This is a genomic window from Streptomyces albiflavescens (assembly GCF_014645835.1).
GTDB classification, from domain to species: domain Bacteria; phylum Actinomycetota; class Actinomycetes; order Streptomycetales; family Streptomycetaceae; genus Streptomyces; species Streptomyces albiflavescens.
This window is the reverse complement of record NZ_BMMM01000001.1, coordinates 317,388-332,590: the sequence shown is the minus strand read 5'-3', so window position 1 is coordinate 332,590 and position 15,203 is coordinate 317,388. Positions and strand designations below refer to the sequence as shown.

Annotated in this window: 13 protein-coding genes; 4 read left to right on the top strand and 9 right to left on the bottom strand. The window is 71.4% G+C overall.

Annotated features, from left to right (window positions below; genetic code table 11):
- Positions 1–5: 5 nt before the first annotated feature.
- The 9 genes from IEY95_RS01465 to IEY95_RS01425 all read right to left on the bottom strand — a co-directional run bounded on the left by IEY95_RS01465 (position 6) and on the right by IEY95_RS01425 (position 10,400).
- Positions 6–1,484, bottom strand: a complete 1,479-nt coding sequence (locus IEY95_RS01465; protein WP_189183951.1) for a sugar transferase — start codon at positions 1,482–1,484, stop codon at positions 6–8.
- An 883-nt stretch (positions 1,485–2,367) separates the two neighbouring features.
- Positions 2,368–2,979, bottom strand: a complete 612-nt coding sequence (locus IEY95_RS01460) for a TetR/AcrR family transcriptional regulator (RefSeq protein WP_189183950.1) — start codon at positions 2,977–2,979, stop codon at positions 2,368–2,370.
- A 47-nt stretch (positions 2,980–3,026) separates the two neighbouring features.
- Positions 3,027–3,929: a 3-hydroxybutyryl-CoA dehydrogenase gene (locus IEY95_RS01455; protein ID WP_189183949.1), complete on the bottom strand. Its 903-nt coding sequence runs from the start codon at positions 3,927–3,929 to the stop codon at positions 3,027–3,029.
- Between the two features lie 92 nt (positions 3,930–4,021).
- A complete protein-coding gene (locus IEY95_RS01450) occupies positions 4,022–5,197 on the bottom strand; it encodes an acyl-CoA dehydrogenase family protein (protein WP_189183948.1) in 1,176 nt (391 codons plus the stop codon).
- A gap of 41 nt (positions 5,198–5,238) precedes the next feature.
- The gene (locus IEY95_RS01445; protein ID WP_189183947.1) at positions 5,239–6,411 is read right to left on the bottom strand and encodes an acyl-CoA dehydrogenase family protein; all 1,173 of its coding nucleotides are present in this window, start codon (positions 6,409–6,411) and stop codon (positions 5,239–5,241) included.
- A gap of 43 nt (positions 6,412–6,454) precedes the next feature.
- Positions 6,455–8,509, bottom strand: a complete 2,055-nt coding sequence (locus tag IEY95_RS01440) for an acetate--CoA ligase family protein (RefSeq protein WP_189183946.1) — start codon at positions 8,507–8,509, stop codon at positions 6,455–6,457.
- A gap of 1 nt (position 8,510) precedes the next feature.
- A complete protein-coding gene (locus IEY95_RS01435) occupies positions 8,511–8,702 on the bottom strand; it encodes a ferredoxin (RefSeq protein ID WP_189183945.1) in 192 nt (63 codons plus the stop codon).
- Positions 8,703–8,757: 55 nt separating this feature from the next.
- A complete protein-coding gene (locus tag IEY95_RS01430; RefSeq protein WP_189183944.1) occupies positions 8,758–9,990 on the bottom strand; it encodes an NADH-ubiquinone oxidoreductase-F iron-sulfur binding region domain-containing protein in 1,233 nt (410 codons plus the stop codon).
- Positions 9,987–10,400 (bottom strand): hypothetical protein, encoded by a 414-nt coding sequence (locus IEY95_RS01425; RefSeq protein WP_189183943.1) that lies wholly within the window; start codon positions 10,398–10,400, stop codon positions 9,987–9,989. The genes IEY95_RS01430 and IEY95_RS01425 overlap by 4 nt, the downstream gene beginning before the upstream one ends.
- 532 nt (positions 10,401–10,932) lie before the next feature.
- On the opposite strand from IEY95_RS01425, the gene IEY95_RS01420 reads away from it, so the two are divergent.
- The 4 genes from IEY95_RS01420 to IEY95_RS01405 all read left to right on the top strand — a co-directional run bounded on the left by IEY95_RS01420 (position 10,933) and on the right by IEY95_RS01405 (position 15,200).
- On the top strand, positions 10,933–12,117 hold the full coding sequence (locus tag IEY95_RS01420; protein WP_189183942.1) for an aromatic ring-hydroxylating oxygenase subunit alpha: 1,185 nt from the start codon (positions 10,933–10,935) through the stop codon (positions 12,115–12,117).
- A gap of 179 nt (positions 12,118–12,296) precedes the next feature.
- Entirely contained in the window at positions 12,297–13,421 is a 1,125-nt protein-coding gene (locus tag IEY95_RS01415) for a polyamine ABC transporter substrate-binding protein (RefSeq protein ID WP_189183941.1), read from the top strand.
- 1 nt (position 13,422) lies between these two features.
- Entirely contained in the window at positions 13,423–14,322 is a 900-nt protein-coding gene (locus IEY95_RS01410; RefSeq protein ID WP_189183940.1) for an ABC transporter permease, read from the top strand.
- A complete protein-coding gene (locus IEY95_RS01405) occupies positions 14,319–15,200 on the top strand; it encodes an ABC transporter permease (protein ID WP_189183939.1) in 882 nt (293 codons plus the stop codon). The genes IEY95_RS01410 and IEY95_RS01405 overlap by 4 nt, the downstream gene beginning before the upstream one ends.
- Positions 15,201–15,203 lie beyond the last annotated feature (3 nt).

The window sequence follows — 15,203 nt, the reverse complement described above, 5'->3', positions numbered from 1 at the left end:
GCACATCAGTAGGCCCCCTGCCCATGGAGCACCGCACGCAGCGTCTTCCACAAGATCACTGTGTCGAGGGCGAGCGACCAGTCCTCCACGTACCGCAGGTCCAGGCGGACGGCCTCCTCCCACGGCAGGTCGCTGCGTCCGCTGATCTGCCACAGGCCGGTGAGCCCGGGCTTGACCAGCAGCCGTCGCCGGATGTCCGGGCCGTACGCTGCGGACTCCTCCGGTAACGGAGGCCGCGGACCGACGAGCGACATCGATCCGGTGAGCACGTTGAAAAGCTGCGGGAGCTCGTCGAGCGAGTACCGGCGCAGCACTGCTCCCACCCGGGTCACCCGCGGATCCCGGCGGAGCTTGAACAGCAGGCCTGCGCCTTCGTTGAGGTCGGCCAGCTCGGCACGTGCCCCATGAGCCCCGGCGATCATGGTGCGGAACTTGAGAATGGTGAACTCGCGGCCGTCCTTGCCGACCCTGCGCTGGCGGTAGAACACCCCGCCCCGACTGTCCACCAGCACGAGCAGCCCGACGAGCACCATCAGCGGCGCGAACAGCACCAGCAGGACCGCCGCGCCCACCCGGTCGACGACCTCTTTGATCGCCCGGCGGCCCCCGGTGAAGGTCGGCATACTGACCCGCAGCAGCGGGATCCCGAGCACCGCGTCGACGTGCAGCCGCGGGCCCGCCACCTCCATCAGCACGGGGGCCACGACCATCTCGGCATCGCTGCCTTCGAGGTTCCAGGCCAGCCGCTGCAGCCGGTCCGGTGACCAGTGCGGGTCCGGTGTGACCGCGACGACACGGTAGCCGTCGTGGCGGACGTACTTGGCGACGTCCGTCAGTCGGCCGACGACCCGCACTCCGTCCAGTCGGTCACCGTCGAGCCCGCGACCGTCCGTCGTGCACACCGCCTCCACCCGCCAGCCGAGGTGCGGGAACTTGCGGGTTCGGGTGATCAGGTCGCGCACGGTGGCCGGGCTCCCGGCAGCGAGCACCGGTCTCAGGCACCGTCCTTCCTTGCGCTGTTTGTGCAGCCAGAGGCGGAGCAGATACCGCTCGGTCATGGTGACGAGCGCGATCGCGGGGATCGCGACGAAGATCCAGAGTTTGATGTTGCGCGAGGTCAGGGCGATCCCGCCGAGCGCCAGTACGACGGTCGCCGTGAACAGTGAGCGTCCGAGCCGGCGGAATTCCTCGGCCCCCTGGCCAAGCACGGCCGGAGCCCACGACCGGCTCACCGCGAGCGCTCCCAGCACCAGCAGCTGGGTGCCGAATGCGAGAATTCCCCACTTCTCGTGCCAGTTGGCCGCGTCCCGGGCCCCGAAGAAGTCGCCGATCGCCGCCACCACGAAGGCGGTGGCCACGGTATCGCTGATGATCACGGTACGGCGGTACCGCTGCTCCCAATCGCTCGCGGGCCGGCTGATTGCCCCGTTCGCCAGACGCCCGCGCGCAGACGGAAACGGGCCGACTAGTCCCCCTTGACGCACAGAACCCCCCAAGGTCCCCAGTGGTTCGACGTGTTCGCCTAACACTGTTTCGCCCCCTCCGGGAGGCCCCCGCCTCCCGCGCTGTTCCTCCCCACGGGAGGTCCCCGCCCCCCGCCGCGCTGTTCCTCCCCTCGGAAGGCCCCCGCCCCCCGCGCATGACATCCCGGCTAATTCAGAGCCATGTGAACAACCCACCCTGGCGACAGCGGACTTGCATGTCCTGCCAGACTCTCGAGGTGCGTGGGAACCCGTCGAAACCTCGGGTGCTCCCCGCACCAAGGCCCCCTCTCGGGCTCCAAGAATTGACCACCCCCACGTCCGGTGCCGGGGACACGACTGCTGGTCTTCCGTAGCGCCGGACCTAAAGCGTCATTCGTCGCCTCATGTCCGAACAGCTGAAGCACGGTCAATCTAGAGCATCGGGGCCAGTGTGTAGAGGGGATGTGTGTAATTTGTGTTCAAGCTTTGAGACTTGATCCACCGACCGGTGACGGCCTACGGGTGCCTTGACGCCACCGCGCGCTCCAGCAGCTCGTCCGGCCCCCGGGCGCGGCTTCTGCGCGGTAGCGATCGGCGAGCTGCAACGGGCCTTCTACGGCGCCCAGTTCGGCAACTTCCCGCTGTTCGTGCACTACGGCGTGCTGCTGTGGGGGCCCGAGGCGGGCGGGGCGATCGACCCGGACAATTCCACGGAGATCCATCAGAAACCCCCTAGGCGCACGACTGGATCGTGCCGGTGTTCGGCGGCATGTCCAAGGGAGAGCGCCTCAAGGTCCGGGTGCATGCCGCGATGTCGGCCCAGGCGCTGGTTTCCGCGGCAGAGGAACGAGTGATGTCTGCGATGCGTCGTACGGGGCGATGTGACGGATGTCCGCCCGCGGTTTCAGGCCTCCGGGATCGTGGCGGGCAGGCCGAGCGCGGCGGAGCAGTGGCGCCAGATGGCCGTGAGGGCCGTCTCCAGGGTGACGGTGGGATCGCGGAGCATCAGCCGGATTCCGTAGCCGTCGCTCAGGGAGAGGAGGAGCGTACTGAGTTCGTCGACGTCGGTCGCGGTGAACTCACCGGACGCGATGCCGCGCCGCACCGCGTCGGCCACCCACTCGTGGAGTTGGGCGTACAGGTCCACCGCGAACTGCCGTGTCGTCTCGTCGCGCAGCGCTCGTACCCACAGCTCCTGCCACAGCCGCCAGTCCTGGTGCAGTTGGGGGTCCGTCGGCAGCAGACTGCGGAGAATGCGGGCCAGGGTGACGGCGGCCGACACGGACTCCACGTCGCGCTCCACGTCGACCGCCGTGTTGGCGAAGGAGTGGGTCATCGCCTCGGTGAACAGCTTCTCGCGTGTGTCGAAGTGGTAGTGCAGCAGCGCCGTCGACACTCCGGCCCGCTCCGCGACCATCCGCATCCGGATCTTCTCGAAACCGGTCTCGGCGATGACCTCGCACGCGGCGGTCAGGATGCGCTCGCGCGTGTCTGCCGTGCGCACCTTGGTCGACACCCTGCGACTCCTCTCGTCCGGCGGCTGTACATCACCACCATTTTCTCTCATGGCCGGGTCACCCGTGCCGCCGCCTCACCCGGTGCCCTTTCCGGGTACGGGTAGAAGCCCCGGCCGGACTTTCTGCCGAGCAGGCCGGCCTCCACCATGCGGGACAGCAGGGGCGGCGGGGAGTACAGCGGCTCCTTGAACTCGGCGTACAGCGACTCGGCGATGGCCCGCGTGGTGTCCAGGCCGATCAGGTCGGTCAGGGCGAGCGGACCGAGCGGGTGGGCGCAGCCCAGGACCATGCCGCGGTCGATGTCCTCCACGCTCGCGGCGCCCGTCTCCACCATGCGGACCGCGGCCAGCAGATAGGGCACGAGCAGCGCGTTCACGACGAAGCCCGCCCGGTCCTGGGCGTGCACGACCTCCTTGCCGAGCACACCGACGACGAAGGCGCCGGCGCGAGCGGTGGTGTCGGCCGATGTCAGCAGTGACGGGACGACCTCGACCAGCCGCAGCACCGGAACCGGGTTGAAGAAGTGCACGCCGACGACCTGGCCGGGCCGCGAGGTCGCCGCGGCCAGCCGGATGACCGGGATCGAAGAGGTGTTGGTGGCGAGGATGGCGTCGCCCGCGGTGACCACGGAGTCCAGCCGTTCGAACAGGTCGAGTTTGACCCGCACGTCCTCTGCGACGGCCTCGACGACCAGGTCGCGGTCGTGCAGCGCCTCGATCTCGTCGACCACCGTGATCAGGCCCAGGGCCGTCGCACGCCGTTCCGCGGTGAGCCTGCCGTGCGCGACGGCACGGTCCAGCGAGCGGACGATGCGTCCGTGCCCCGCCCGTACCGCCGCCGCGTCGCGCTCCACGACCGTCACCGGCACTCCGGCCCGCGCGCCGATCTCGGCGATGCCCGCGCCCATGAGACCGCAGCCCACGACTCCGAGCCGTTGGATGGCGCCCATCGGTTCTCCTCTCCGTCTTCGATCCGTCAGCGCCCTCCGCGGTGGCCTGCCGCGAGACGGGCTGGGCCGGGGCCGCGCGGGCCCCGGCAGCGTCACTGAGCGACGGGCAGGTCCAGGACCCCCGACCCCCGCTTGACGAGCTCGTTGGCGATGATGAGCCGCTGGATCTCGGAGGTGCCCTCCCAGATGCGGTCCACCCGCAGCTCGCGGTAGAGCCGTTCCACCGCGTACGAACGGTCGTAGCCCCGGCCGCCGTGGATCTGGAGACAGCGGTCGATCACCCGGCCCGAGGCCTCACTGGCGGCGAGCTTGGCGATGGACGCCTTGGCGTGCAGGGTCTTGCGGTCGTCGGGCGAGGACTGGTCGACCTCCCACGCCACCTGGTGGGTGTAGGCGCGGTTGACCGCGATGTCGACGGCGCAGTCGGCGAGCATGCCCTGGATCAGTTGGTACGTGGCGATGGGGGCGCCGAACTGTTCGCGCTCCACGGCCCAGTCGCGAGCCAGTTCCAGCGCCCGCTCGGCCGCCCCGGTGGTGCGGGCCGCGATCATCAGGCGCTCCTCGGTGAACCACGAGCGCGTGATGTCGTGGCCCTCGCCGATGCCGCCGAGTACGGCGTCCTCGCCGACCTGCACGTCGGTGAAGGTGAACTCGGGGTGCTCGTAGACGAAGGTGTGCATGAAGCGTGGTACGCGCGTCATCTCGATGCCGGGCGTGTCCTTGTCGACGAGGAACAGCGTCGGCGCGCGGTCCGGTCCGGCCGCAGCGAGGACGATCATGAAGTCGGCGTGGTCGCCGACGGTCACGAACCACTTCTCGCCGTTCAGGACCCAGCCGCGATCGTTCTTCGTCGCCGTGGTGGCCAGGTGTCGCGGGTCGGAGCCGGCGCCCGGCTCGGTCACCGCGTAGCAGTCCCGGCGCTCGCCCCTGATCACCGGGATCAGGAAGCGCTCGCGCTGCTCGGGCGTGCAGTGCCGCAGCGCGTTGGCGGGCCTCCAGACCATGTCCCAAAGGGCGCCGGTGAGCCGCCCCAACTCCTCCTGCACGGTGACCTGTTCGGCGATGGTGAGGCCGGCGCCGCCCCACTCTGCGGGCATGTTGACGGCCTGCAACCCGGCGTCGAGCACCGCGTCGCGGATCTTGGCGTGCGCGCTCTCGGGCAGGCCGTTGCGCTCCTCGCACGGGAGCTCGTAGGCGGTGATGAAGTCGGTGAGGGCACGCGCGTCGGCCTTGAGCCGGACCTGGCGCGGGGTGAGGCGGAAGTCCATGGAAGTCCTCGCTGCTCGGTGTGGTGTGGATGGCCAGGGGGTTACGGGGTCGGCAGCGCCAGGGCACGGGTGCCGCGCTTGATGAGCTCGTTGGCGATGATCAGCCGCTGGATCTCGGAGGTGCCCTCCCAGATCCGGTCGACGCGCAGTTCGCGGTACATGCGCTCGACGGGGTAGGTGCGGTCGTAGCCGCGGCCGCCGAAGATCTGCAGACAGCGGTCGGCGACCCGACCGGCCGCCTCGCTGGCGGCGAGCTTGGCGGTGGAGGCCTTGGCGTGCAGGGTCTTACGGTCGGTGTGCGGCTGGTCGGCCTCCCACGCCACCTGGTGGGTGTAGGCGCGGTTGACCGCGATGTCGACGGCGCAGTCGGCGAGCATGCCCTGGATCAGTTGGTAGGAGGCGATGGGGGCGCCGAACTGTTCGCGCTCCACGGCCCAGTCGCGGGCGAGCTGCAGGGCACGCTCGGCGGCGCCGACCGTGCGGGCCGCGATCATGAGGCGCTCGTCGGTGAACCATTCCTTGGTCAGCTCGTAACCGTTGCCCACGCCGCCGAGCACGTCCTCGTCGGCGACGAAGACGTCGGTGAAGATGAACTCGGGGTGCCCGTTGACCGCGGAGTGCATGAAGCGGGGCACCCGTGTCATCGCCACGCCCGGGGCGGCCTTGTCGACGAAGAACAGCGTGGGCAGCCGCTCGGGTCCGGCGTCCGCCTGGACGAGCAGGAAGTCGGCGATGTCGCCGCAGGTGACGAACCACTTCTCGCCGTTGAGCAGCCAGCCCCCGTCGGTCCGAGTGGCGGTCGACGAGCCGGAGGCGGGGTCGGACCCGGCGCCCGGCTCGGTGACGGCGAACGCGTCGAACTTCTCGCCGCGCATGATGGGCAGCAGGTACTTCTCGCGCTGGCGCTCGTCGCCCTGGGCCAGGACGTTGGCGGGCCGCCAGGGGATGTCCCACAGGCAGTTGGTGACCTTGCCGAACTCCTCCTCGACGATGACCTGGTCGAGCAGGCTGAGCCCGGCTCCGCCCCACTCGACGGGCATGTTGATGGCGTAGACGCCCGCGTCCATCGCGGCACGCGTCAGTTCGGCGACGGTCTGCTGCGGAAGGGGGCCGCCGGCCTCCTCGGCTCGTTCCTCGTAACGCATCAGCAGCCGCGCGTAGTCGGCCGCGCGCCGCTTCAGGTCGGCCTGTTCGGGGGTGTAGCGCATGTCCATGGGGGACCTCTTCGGTACGGGGACGGAGGATGGGGTGCGGGTATCAGGCCAGTACGGCGCGGGAGTCCAGGGCGAGGACTCCGGTGGGTCGCACGAGCAGCGGGTTGACCTCGAGCTCGGCGATCTCGGGGTGGGCGGCCGCGAACGCGGTGACGGTCTCGATCGCCCTGGCTGCCGCGGTCACGTCGACGGCCGGCCGGCCGCGTACGCCGTCCAGCAGGGCGGCGGTGCGCAGATCCCGCAGCAGCCGCAGGGCCCGGTCGGCCGGCACGGGAGCCAGAGTGAATGTGACGTCGCGCAGCGGCTCGGCCAGTACTCCGCCCAGGCCCACCATGGCGACCGGCCCGAAGCGCGGGTCGCGGTCGACGCCGACGATCAGCTCGACTCCGTCGGAGAGGTCCGCCATGGCCTCCACGGAGTAGGACGGCGCGCCCAGCCGTGCGTTCATCTCGCGAAAGACGGCGAGCAGTTCGTCGGGGTCGGCCAGGCCCAGCGCCACACCCCCGGCGTCCGACTTGTGCAGCAGGTGCAGGGCCTTGAGCACATAGGGGCCCGCGAACTCGCGTGTGGCCGCCAGCAGTTCGGCTTCGTCGCGGACTTCCCGCGCGGCGGGGAAGGGGAGCCCGGCGGCTTCCAGCGCCCGGCGGGTCTCCAGGTAGCCCGTCTCCCGCAGCGGCCCGGCGGCGCGGGGGAGAGGCGTGAGACCGATGTCGTAGGCGGTGGGCGCTGTCGCGGCGAGTGCGCGGGCCGCGTCCTCGGTCGCGCCGAAGACGGGGATGCCGGCCGAGACGAGGGTGCGACAGCTGGGGGAGTGCGGGTACATCGACTGGACCACCAGCGGCTTGGCGGTGGCTCGGTGGTGGGCGGCGATGAGCCGGGCGGCCTCCTGTTCCCCCTCCGCCAGCGTGGCGCCGCCCCCGCCGAGCCCGTCCTGCGCGGCCGCGTAGCCACCGAAGTAGCCGGTCATCAGCACGGCGTCGGTCTCCTCGGCCGCCAGCAGCGCGGCGACGGTCTCGGCGTAAGAGCCGGGATCCTGCTCGCCCATGCCGGCCAGGTCCACCGGGTTGCCGACGGCGGACTGTTCCCACAGTGCTTCCCGGACGCGCCGCCGGGTCGGCGGCTCGAGTTCGGGCACGGCCAGCCCCGCCGCCTCGACGGCGTCGGCGGCGATGACTCCGTGGCCGCCACCGTCGGTGAGCACGGCGACCCGGCGGCCGGCGGCCCGGCGTCCGCCCGCCAACGAGGCGAGGACGACGCTGAGTTCGCGCGGCGTGGCGACGAGTTCGACCCCGGCGTCCCGGCACGCGGCGGCGACGATGTCGGCGGACGTGGTCAGGGCGCCGGTGTGCGACTGGGCGCTGCGCGCGGAGGCGTCACCGCGTCCGGCGGTGAGCAGGACCACCGGCTTCCCGGCGACCGAGGCCGCTTCGGCGAAGGCGCGTCCGTCGGCGAAGTCCTCGGCGTACACCGCGATGGCCCGGGTGCCCTCGTGCCGGGCGCAGTCGGCGAGCAGGTCGACGAGGGTGACGTCGGCCTGGTTGCCGAGTGAGACGAAACGGGAGAAGCCGAGGCCGTGCGGGCGAAACCGAAGCTGGAGTTCGAGGGCGAGGTTTCCGCTCTGGCTGAGCAGTGCCACGCCGCCGGGCGTGAAGGTGTCCGAGGCCAGGAAGAGGTCGGTCGTGTTGTCCGCGAGGCCCAGGCAGTTGGGGCCGACCATCACGGCGCCGGCGGCGCGGACGCGCTCCGCGACGGTGCGTTGGCGGGCCCGTCCGGCGGCTCCGGTCTCCGCGAACCCCGCGGTGATGGCGACGATCGCGCGGGCCCCGCAGTCCAGGGCTTCTTCGACCGCTGCCTCGAAGCCGGCCGCGGGCACCGAGACGACCGCCAGGTCGACGGGCTCGCCGATGGCTCGGAGGCTGGGCGCGGCGGTGCGGCCGAGCACCGTTCCGCCGCGGCGGTTGACCAGGTGGACGGGGCGGCGGCCGTTCGCGCGGATGGCCTGGGCGGCGATGGCGTGGCCGTACTTGGCGGGATCGTCGCTCGCGCCCACGACCGCCACGGAGATGGGGTCGAAGAGCGCCGACAGGTCGCGTCCCATGTCACTTCACCAGCCGCAGGGCCGAGTTGGGGCAGGCGGCGACGGCCGCGGCGGCGGCCTCGGCGCCGCCTTCGGGGACCACGGTCCCCTGCAGCCGGGCGTAGCCCCACTCGTCGAGGTCGACGAGCTCGGGCGCGGGTTCCTGGCACAGGCCGTAGCCCTGGCAGCGGGTGGAGTCCAGCAGGAGTTTCATGACGTGGTCCTTTCGGCGATCGGTGACGGGCGAGGGGTGCGGCTTTCGCGTCGGGTCAGGGGACGGCCACCGCGAAGCGGCGTCCGTCGTGCGGCGCGGCGTCGCCGCAGGCGGGGCAGGAGGTGTCCCGGTGGTCCTGGACCCGGTCCGGGAAGTGCGCGAGGAGGGTGGCGGCGATGCGCGCCGCGGCGTCGAGGAGTCCGCAGGCGCCACGGCCGGGCAGTTGCCCCGACCAGCGGAGCAGCTTGGCGATGTCGTCGTCGGCGGCCTCGCCGCGCGCCACCGCCGCGAGCGTCCCGGCCAGCGCACCGGTGCCGGAGACGCACACCCCGCACTGCCGGGCGCTCTGCGCGGCGAGGTACCCGGCCGCGTCGGCGGCCACGGCCACCGGGCAGTCCTCGGGGCGCAGGAAATGCAGGGCTCCGCAGCCGAGCGCTCCGCCCGCCGCGGCCAGCCCGTCGTGGTCGAGCCGGAGGTCCGTCCAGCCCGCCCCGTGCAGCCCGCCGAACAGCCCACCCAGCAGGACCGCCTCGGCCCTGCCGTGGCCGTGCAGGTCGGCGAGGGTCTTCAGATACGTGCCCGCGGGCGCCTCGACCAGCGCGGGCTCGCCCGCCGTTCCCGAGAGGGTGACCAGGTAGGTGCCGGCGATCGCGGCCGCCGCGTCGGGGTGGGAGTGCAGTACGGCGATACGTGCCAGGGTCTCCACGTTGGCGACCAGGGTGGGTGCGCCTCCCACCCCGTTCTCGTAGGGGCGCGGCGGTTTGGCCCTGGGCAGCGCCGGTCCGCCGTCGATACGGCGTACGACCGCGGTCTCTTCCCCTGCCACATAGCTGTGCTCGGTGCGCACGACGTCGACGCGGAGGTCGGCAGGCCGCTCGGCGAGGGCCCGGCGGACGGCCTGCTCGGCGCGGACGTCGGAGACGTAGACGCAGCCGCGTGCCGCGTCGGTCATCGCCGCCGCCAGCCGTACGCCGTCCAGCACCAGGTGCGGGCGGTGCCGCAGCAGCCAGCGGTCCTTGACCGAGCCCGGCTCGCCCTCCTCGCCGTTGGCGACGACGACGGGCCGGCCGGGGGCGTCGCGGACGGCGCGGAGCTTGACGGCGGCGGGGAAGCCGGCGCCGCCCCGGCCGCGCAGTTCCGTCGCGGCCACTCGGCCGAGCAATGCGCCGGGCGCGGGCAGGGGCGCATAGCCGCCGGCCGCGAGGTAGGGGGCGAGATCTTCCCCGCCCGGCGGGACGGTGAGCAGGCCGGGCTGTCCGGCGGGGACGAGCGGAAGGATGCCGGTCATGCGGTACTCCCCGGTTCGCCGTGGCAGGAACGGTTCTTCAGGTGCGCGACCGCGCGCTCCAGGGCCCGGCGCTGCGGAGCGGCGCGTTCGTACCCGGCGCCCGGCAGGCCGATGAGCATGCGGTGGTGGTCCAGGACGACCTCGCCGGCCACGAGCGCCGCGGCCGGATTGCCGGCCCCGGGCCCTTCGGCGGCGTCGACCACCAGCGCGGTGACCTCGGCGAGGTAGCGCAGCCAGCCGCGCTGGGTGCCATGCAGGACGAGCCGTTCCACACGGTGCCGCTCGGCCGTGACGGGATCCGCCGGTGTGCGGCCCGGCGTGGGGGCCCGCAGGGCGGCCACCGCGGCGGGCAGCTCGCGTTCGGGCTCGGGGGTGAGGCCGAGCCAGACCAGACTGCGGTGAGCGCTCATGCGTGCCTCCGGGGTCTGACCGTTCCGGTCGTACGGAACGGGGTGGCGCAGCGATGGCGTGGACGGGGGATGCTCCGGTGCCCTGGGGAAGCGGGCGGGGAGCGGTGCGAGGTACCGGCCGAGGGGGCGGTATATCGCGTCGACGTGGTGAGCCGGATCCGGTTGCGTCGGTCGCGCGGAGCCCGGGATCCCGTGGCGTGCGGGCCGGCGGGCAGGAGTCATGCGGTCCGCGTTGCGTGAGCCGTGCCGATCCCTGGTCCGCGAGCCTGCGGTGCGAACGCCGGTGCGGACGGCTGCGCAGACGGCTGTGCAGACGGCTGTGCGGTGCGGGCCGTGGCGGTCCGCCTGCAGCGAGACTAACTAACTAATTAGTCAGCCCACAAGTCTTGACATCGACCTGCACCGGTCCCAGTCTGACTAACCAATTAGTCAGACGGGATCGCGCAGCGCCGGAGCCACCTCGGCCCCCGATCCCCGATCCCCGCGTAGCCTCACCGCCCATCGCCGCCGCCGCGGCGCGGAGGAGGAACCCATGCAGTCCTCGACCACTCGGGCACCCGCCGCCTCCCCGGCTCCGCCCGGACGGCCGGCCCCGCCCCCGGACCATCCCGGGGAAGCGCTGCCCGCGCGTTACTACACGGATCCGGCCGTCGCCGCGGCCGAGACCGAAGGCGTCTTCGCCAAGTCCTGGCAGCTCGTCTGCCACGAGTCGGACCTCCCCGGACCCGGAGCCCGCCTCGCCGCCACCGCGGCCGGTCGGGAGGTCCTGGTCGTCCGCACCGAGGACGGGACGCTCGCCGCCCACCTCAACGTCTGCCGCCACCGCGGCACCCGCCTGGTCACCGACCCGGAACCGTCGGGAAAGGCGATCCGCTGCCCCTACCACGGCTGGACCTACAAACTGGACGGACGCCTGGTCGGCGCCCCCGAGGCCCGTAGGATCCCGTGCCTGGACAAGCCCCGTCTCGGGCTCCACCCGGTGAAGGTCGAGTCCTTCCTCGGCTTCGTCTTCGTCAACCTCGACCTCGACGCGGTGCCGCTCGCCGAGAGCTGCGCCGGTCTCGCCGAGTCCGTCGGTCACTACGCAGGAGCCGACCTCGTACCCATCGGCAGGCACCGCATCCACGACACCACGGGGGGCGAGGAGCAGCACGCCAACTGGAAGGTGATCGTCGACAACTACCTCGAGGGCTACCACGTGCCCGTGGCCCACCCCGCGCTCATGCGTCTGCTCGACTACCAGGCGTACACGGTCGACATCCAGGACGACTACGTACTCTTCGAGTCGCCCCTGCGCGACAAGCCCTCCTCGAACTGGACCGAGCGGCTCTACCAGAGGCTCGCCACCCCGATGCCGGGGCTGACCGAGGCGGACCGCCGTGTCTGGCGCTACGCCGTGATCTACCCGAACACTCTCATCGACTTCTACCCTGACCACGTGCTCGCGTGGACTGCGCTCCCCACCGCCCAGGACCGGGCGGCCATTCCGGGCGCCTTCTACACCCGGCGCGGGGAGAGCGTCCGCACCAGGCTGGCCCGGCGGCTGAACGTCCACATCGGCTGGGTCACCAACGACGAGGACGCCGAACTCGTCGAGCGCGTACAGGCCGGCCTGGCCACCCCGGGCTTCGAGCCCGGTCCGCTCTCGCGCCGCGAGGCCGCCGTCGGCTGGTTCGCCCGCCGGATCCGGGACGACCTGGAGGGGGAGGTCCGGTGATCCGCTCGACGGACGGGCCGCACGCGCCGGGCGCGTACCTCTCGTCGGGCTTATCCGGCCCGCACTGACGCACGCTCTCCCCTCCTCAGACCGGTCACCCCTACGGAGTCAGGGCCTCCGTGAGCCGACATCCCGGTCCCGCCCTGGAGTTGTGCCGATCCTCGACGGAGAGGACGTTCATGTCCCCCGAGGTACCTCCACCGTCCCGGCGTGCCGTACTGCGGGCAGGCGCCTGCGGTCTGCTCGGCGCCGCGGCCGGCGGTTGCGGGTTCATGCCCGCCAAAACACCCGACGAGAAGGACCTGGCCCCGGTCGAGGCCCGCGTCGACGGCGACCTCGTCTACTTCAACTGGGCCGACTACGTGGACCCTTCGGTCTTCAAGGGCTTCGAGAAGGAGTACGGCGTCAAGGTCATCCAGTCGAACTTCGACTCGATGGAAGGCATGGTCGCCAAGCTCAACGCCGGCAACCGCTACGACATCATCTTCCCCACCGCCAAGTGGGCCCAGCGCCTGGCCCGCGGGGGCCGGCTGCGCCGGATCGACCACTCCCAACTCGCCAACTCCAAGGCCGTGTTCGGCAAGTACACCTACTTCGCCGACCCCTGGTACGACCCCGGCTCCGCGCACACCGTCCCCTTCACCGCCTACAAGACCGGCATCGGCTGGCGCCGCGACCGGATCGGCGACCTGACCGGGTCCTGGAAGGACCTGTGGAACGACAGGGCAAGCGGCAGGGTCTTCCTGCTGGACGACCGGGACGAGGTGCTCGGCATGGGCGCCCTCGAACTCGGCCTGGACGTCAGCACCGGCGACGCCGGCGACCTGAACCGCATCACCGCGCTGCTGGGGAGCCTGCGGCCGCGGCTGCGCGGCTTCTCCAGCGACAGCTACAACAACCTCCTCAACGGCAACGCGGTGATGACCCAGGCCTGGAGCGGCGACATGGCCGCCATGCTCAACCAGGCCAAGGACCCCTCCGTCTTCGGCTTCGAGGCGCCGAGAGAGGGCACGCCCATCAACTCCGACTGTTACGCCGTCCCCTGGAACGCACCCCACCCCGGCACCGCGCTGCTCTTCATCGACTACATGCTCCGGCCGGAGAACGTGAAGAAGAACATCGAGTACATCGGCTACCCGATGCCGGTGGCCGGCTCCGAGAAGGTGTACGCCGCCCTGGTCGAACCCTTCCCCGAGTGCATCGTCACCGAGGACGAACTGAAGGCGGACCTGTTCTTCCGCAACGGCGGCCGCGCCGCGGAGGACGCCCGGGACACCGCCTGGACCCATGTGAAGGCGGGCTGAGATGACCTTGCTCCGTGGCCCCTTCCGTACCCGCCGCCGCGCTCCGGGCGCCGCCGGAACCCGTATGTGGACCTGGTTCATGCTCCCCGGCACGCTGTGGATGACCGGCTTCCTGATCGCCTCGCTGCTGCTGGTCGCCGTCCTGGCCGTCGGCACCACCGACGAACTCGGCAACCCCCGCTTCGGCTTCGACCTGGGCAGTGTCCGCGCCCTCGCCGACCCCGCCTACACCGAGGTCCTGGCGCGCTCCCTCGGCTACGCCCTGCTGACCTGCGTCATCTGCCTGCTGATCGCCTACCCGGTGGCGTACACCATCGCCCTGTACGGCGGCCGCTACAAGCACGCGATGATCGCCGCGATCGTGGTGCCGTTCTTCGCCAATTACCTGGTGCGCATGTACGGCTGGTCGGTCGTCCTGTCCGACGACGGACCCCTCCTGCGTGCGCTGCGCTCCCTCGGGCTGGCCGACGGCGGCACGAAGATCCTCAACACCGGCTTCGGCGTGGTCGCCGGGCTCGTCTACGGATTCGTGGTCTTCATGATCATCCCGCTGTACGCCGCCCTGGAACGGCTGGACGTCTCCCTCATCGAGGCCGGCCGCGACCTGTACGGCGGTCCCGTGCGCACCTTCTTCTTCGTCACGCTGCCGGCCACCCGGCAGGGCGCGACGGCCGGGCTCGTCCTGGTCTTCCTGCCCGCCATGGGCGACTTCGTCAGCGCACAGCTCATGGGAGGCCCGGACCAGATCATGATCGGCAACCTCATCCAGGACAAGTTCTTCCAGGGACAGAACTGGCCGCTCGGCTCCGCGCTCACCATGCTGCTGATGCTCGTCCTGCTGCTCGGCATGCTCGGCTACCTGCGACGCACCCGCAAGGACGAGGCGGAGGCACGCCGATGACCCTGCTCCGCCTCCCTTCCTCCGCCGCCCCCACCCCCGCCCGGACGCGGATCCGGACCCGGCGCCGCCGTGCCGGGCGCAGACCACGGATCCTCATCGCCGTCACCGCCCTGTTCTTCGCCCTGCTGTACCTGCCCATCGCCGTCGTGACGCTGTTCTCCTTCAACGCCAGGAAGTCCCTGACCGTCTTCGACGGCTTCAGCCTGCGCTGGTACCGCGCGTTCCTCCAGGACGACGTCCTGATCTCCTCGCTGGGCACCAGCCTGCGGATCTCCCTGGTGGCGATGGCGGGTTCGGTCGTCCTGGGCGTGGCCCTCGCGCTCGGCCTGGTGCGCTGCCGCACCCGGCTCGGCTCACTGGCCGGGCTGATCATGCTGGTGCCGCTGATCACCCCGGAGATCGTCACCGGCGTCGCGTCGATGCTGCTGTTCAAGGGCCTGGGCGTGACCCTGTCCACCGGCACGGTGATGCTCTCGGAGATCACCTTCTCCATCTCCTATGTCACCGTCATCCTGCGCTCCCGGGTCGCGGCCCTCAATCCCGAGGTGGAGGAGGCCGCGATGGATCTCGGCGCGACCCGCTGGCAGGCGCTGCGCCTGGTCACCCTGCCCGCCCTGTTGCCCGCCGTGCTCGCCGGCGCCGTACTGGTCTTCGCGCTCGTCTTCGACGACTTCGTACTCGCGTACTTCACCACCGGCGTCGACCCCCAGCCGCTGTCCGTGCGCATCTACTCCGCGATCCGCTTCGGCGTTCAGCCGACCATCAACGCGGTGGGCACGCTGATGCTCGCCGGATCCATCGCCCTGATCGCCCTGGCCCTGTTCATACCGCGCCTGTTCGGCCGACGCGGCGGCCTCGACATCCTCTCCGGGGAGTGACTC